The following is a 2941-nucleotide window of genomic DNA, read 5'->3' as shown; positions in this document are numbered from 1 at the left end:
ACCACGAACAACAACGACTGAACCAACCGCAACTCAAGACGCGAAGGTCACTTTTGACCCGGCCAAACTGGGTCCGGGTTCAGCCGACGCCGACACAGCTACCGACGCGGCGTCAACGATGCCATCGCCCTGATTCTCCTGCACTGCGCCAAGAACGGCCGGACAGTCTGGGCCTGGCCGACCGACGACTGGCTGACTCTGATCGGCACCAGCGCCAGGCAGTTCACGGTGAACACCCCGGCTGAGCCGAGCGAACCGCGCGACCGTATCTGACCTCATATGCCTACCTGCTCAGCAACTTCACGGAGTTCGACCGGCTGGGCAGCTTCTGACGGCGCCCTCTGGCTTGGCGAGTGTTCGGCAAGCAGCCCGTCGACGAAGTCCAGCAGCAGGTCGCGAAGGTGTTTCGTGGATGGGGGTATCAGGTCGAGACCGGTGTCGACGCGCGGATCTCCCCGGTCCTGTGTCCGGCGCTTCTGCTCAACCGCAGCCCGCTGCTCGAAGACCTGACGACCGAGGCGTTCGACCGGATCCGCCAGCACCCTGACCTGCCGAATCGTTACGCCGGCGCCCTCTACGGGATTCAACGGGCCGTGGCCACGCTCGGGCACTGCGAGATGCCGCCCACTCCGTAACGCGGGCGGATGCCCGCGATCAAGGGGACCTCGCGTTCGTGGGCCGAATGGGTCGAACGCCGGCACTCCACCAGCACGCTGTCGCGCAAGGTCCGCGACACACACCGCTCCCTGCTGTCGAAGATCGGACGGTGGCTCGCCGCCGGACACCCAGAGATCACGGAGCCGAACCAGTGGACCCGTCAGACCTGCGCGGCCTGGGTCGCCGCGGTCGGCAAGCTCCGTGTCGGGGACTACGTCCAGCGAGTCGCCAGTCACGAGAAACGGGCAGGTCAGCCGCTCACACCGCACAGCAAGTCGGGCTACCTCACCGCGACCCGGGCGTTCTTCCGCGACCTGCAGGAATGGGAGTGGATCCCCCGATGGTTCGACCCCATGCGCGCGCTGTCCACGCCCAGAACGATCGCGGCGATGCTCGGCCCCGACCCGCGGGTGATAGCCGCCGACATCTGGGCCAAACCGCTGTGGGCCGGGCTCAACATCGGCCCCGCTGATCTGTCGACCAGGCACAACAGCCTGCGCCATCTGTTCGAGCTCCTCCGGGTGCTGTCCCTGACCTGGCTGTTCAGCGGCCTGCACAGTGACGAGATCGCGCGACTTCGCGTGGGCTGCGTCCGCTGGCAGCACGAGGGGTTCCCGATCCCCGGCGACTCCGACGAGGTCCTGGCGCGGGACGCCGTCTGCCTGCTGGACGTCCCCACCCACAAGACCGGCACCTCGTTCACCAAGCCCGTCGATCCTCTGCTGGGCAAGGCGATCGAGGCATGGCAGGAACTGCGGCCGCAGCAGCCGAAGATGCTGGACCGCAAGACCAGCGAGTACGTCGACCTCCTCGTCGCGAAGAGGGCCCGCCGGGTCGCCAGACCTACGTCAACGGGACGATCATCCCGTCGCTCTGCCAGAAGGCCGGCGTCCCGACCGCCGACGTCCGGGGGAACATCACCAGCCACCGGGCCCGCTCCACGATCGCCAGCCGGCTCTACAACGCCAAGAAGCCGATGACGCTGTTCGAGCTGCAAGCCTGGCTCGGTCACCGGAGCCCGAAGTCCACTCAGCACTACGCCAAGATCACCCCGAACACGCTGGCCAGGGCCTACAACGACGCCGGATACTTCGAACGCAACGTCCGCACCATCGAGGTCCTCGTCGACCGCGACGCGGTCACCTCCCGAGCCGCCGCCTCAGGCGAGCCCTGGCAGTACTACGGCCTCGGTCACGGATTCTGCCCTACACCTTCTTTGAGCAGTGCCCGCACCACATGGACTGCGCCCGCTGTGACTTCTACACACCAAAGGACTCCAGCTGAGGCCTCCTGGAAGCCAGGGACAACCTCCAGCGCATGCTGGCGAACGTCCCGCTCAGCGACGAGGCACGCGCCGTCGTCGACGACGGCCAGGCCGCACTCGACCAACTGCTGGAGCGGCTGGTCGACGTTCCCATGCCGACCGGGGCGACACCCCGCGAGATCGGCGTTCCAGCGACCGCGACACTCCTCCCGATCGCCGCCGTCAACCAGGGCAAAGGGTGAATTGCTTGACAAATCAGATTCCGCAGAAGCCTCGGCAGCACCACGAACCCCGCTGTGTCGTCGGTGCGTTTGACGATCTGAAGGGTGAGGCGTGGTTCCTCCCCGGCCCAGTCGAGGAGTCGGCCGGCCTAGCCTCCGTCCGCCCACACCAGGCGGATGGAGAAGTACTGCCCTCGCAGCCGCCCGAGCAACGGGATGGCGGCATCCCCGCTCGACGTCCGGCTGGGACGGCAGGAAGGGGATGTTCGCCGCCGCCCGCACCGACTGGGAGTCCACGATCGCGGCCGTCGGGTCCACCGTGCGGCCCTCCTTCTCCTGGACACGGTCGCGCAGCCGGTCGTGGAGTTCAGCGAGCAGCCCCGTGACCTGCCAGCGACGGGCGAAGGCATGCACGCGCCGATAGGGCGGGAAGTCCGCGGGCAAGTTGGCCCACTTCACGCCGTTGTCCGTCACATGGCGCACCGCGTCGAGCATCACACGGTGGCAATAGCCGTCCGGCCGCCACTCCGCCTCCGTCATGTCAGAGACATAACTCGGGGTACGCTCCGGCCCGTCCGCCGCGTTGCCGAACCTGTGCGCGAGGCAGTCACACGACGGTGGCAGCGAGTTGGACTCCACACACGCGGACGCGAAAGACTGCGGCAACAGGGCCTCCTGGTACTCGGTTGGGATCGCACCCCGAACTACCAAGTTGATGTGACGCGTTGCCCGCGCCGTGGTGACAGCGCGAAAATCGGTCGTGGGTGCCGCTCGGGTCCGACGTCGGTGGCCTCTTGGC

3 protein-coding genes and 1 pseudogene are annotated in these 2941 nt (G+C 67.3%); 3 read left to right on the top strand and 1 reads right to left on the bottom strand.

Annotated elements, in window-relative coordinates; genetic code table 11:
• The first annotated feature begins 353 nt into the window (after positions 1–353).
• From AB0D85_RS52115 to AB0D85_RS52105, 3 genes are read left to right on the top strand one after another with little or no spacing between them, the layout of a single operon-like run.
• The gene (locus AB0D85_RS52115) at positions 354–635 is read left to right on the top strand and encodes a hypothetical protein (protein ID WP_362338721.1); all 282 of its coding nucleotides are present in this window, start codon (positions 354–356) and stop codon (positions 633–635) included.
• A 9-nt stretch (positions 636–644) separates the two neighbouring features.
• A complete protein-coding gene (locus tag AB0D85_RS52110; protein ID WP_362338718.1) occupies positions 645–1637 on the top strand; it encodes a hypothetical protein in 993 nt (330 codons plus the stop codon).
• Positions 1520–2236 carry a tyrosine-type recombinase/integrase gene (locus tag AB0D85_RS52105; protein WP_362338724.1) on the top strand — a complete coding sequence of 239 codons (717 nt, stop codon included), beginning with the start codon at positions 1520–1522 and terminating at the stop codon, positions 2234–2236. The genes AB0D85_RS52110 and AB0D85_RS52105 overlap by 118 nt, the downstream gene beginning before the upstream one ends.
• Before the next feature lie 326 nt (positions 2237–2562).
• On the opposite strand, the pseudogene AB0D85_RS52100 reads toward AB0D85_RS52105, so the two are convergent.
• Positions 2563–2637, bottom strand: a pseudogene (locus AB0D85_RS52100) (hypothetical protein); the annotation flags it as partial.
• Between the last annotated feature and the right edge of the window lie 304 nt (positions 2638–2941).

The sequence above is a fragment of the Streptomyces sp. NPDC048277 genome, from assembly GCF_040652235.1.
Classification (GTDB): domain Bacteria; phylum Actinomycetota; class Actinomycetes; order Streptomycetales; family Streptomycetaceae; genus Streptomyces.
The sequence above is the reverse complement of the archived record's forward strand: the minus strand, read 5'-3'. Positions and strand labels throughout refer to the sequence as shown.

What these genes read in the sequence shown, in the direction of transcription:
- AB0D85_RS52110 (WP_362338718.1), top strand. Translation starts at nt 645, where the DNA reads ATGCCCGCGATCAAGGGGACCTCGCGTTCGTGGGCCGAATGGGTCGAA.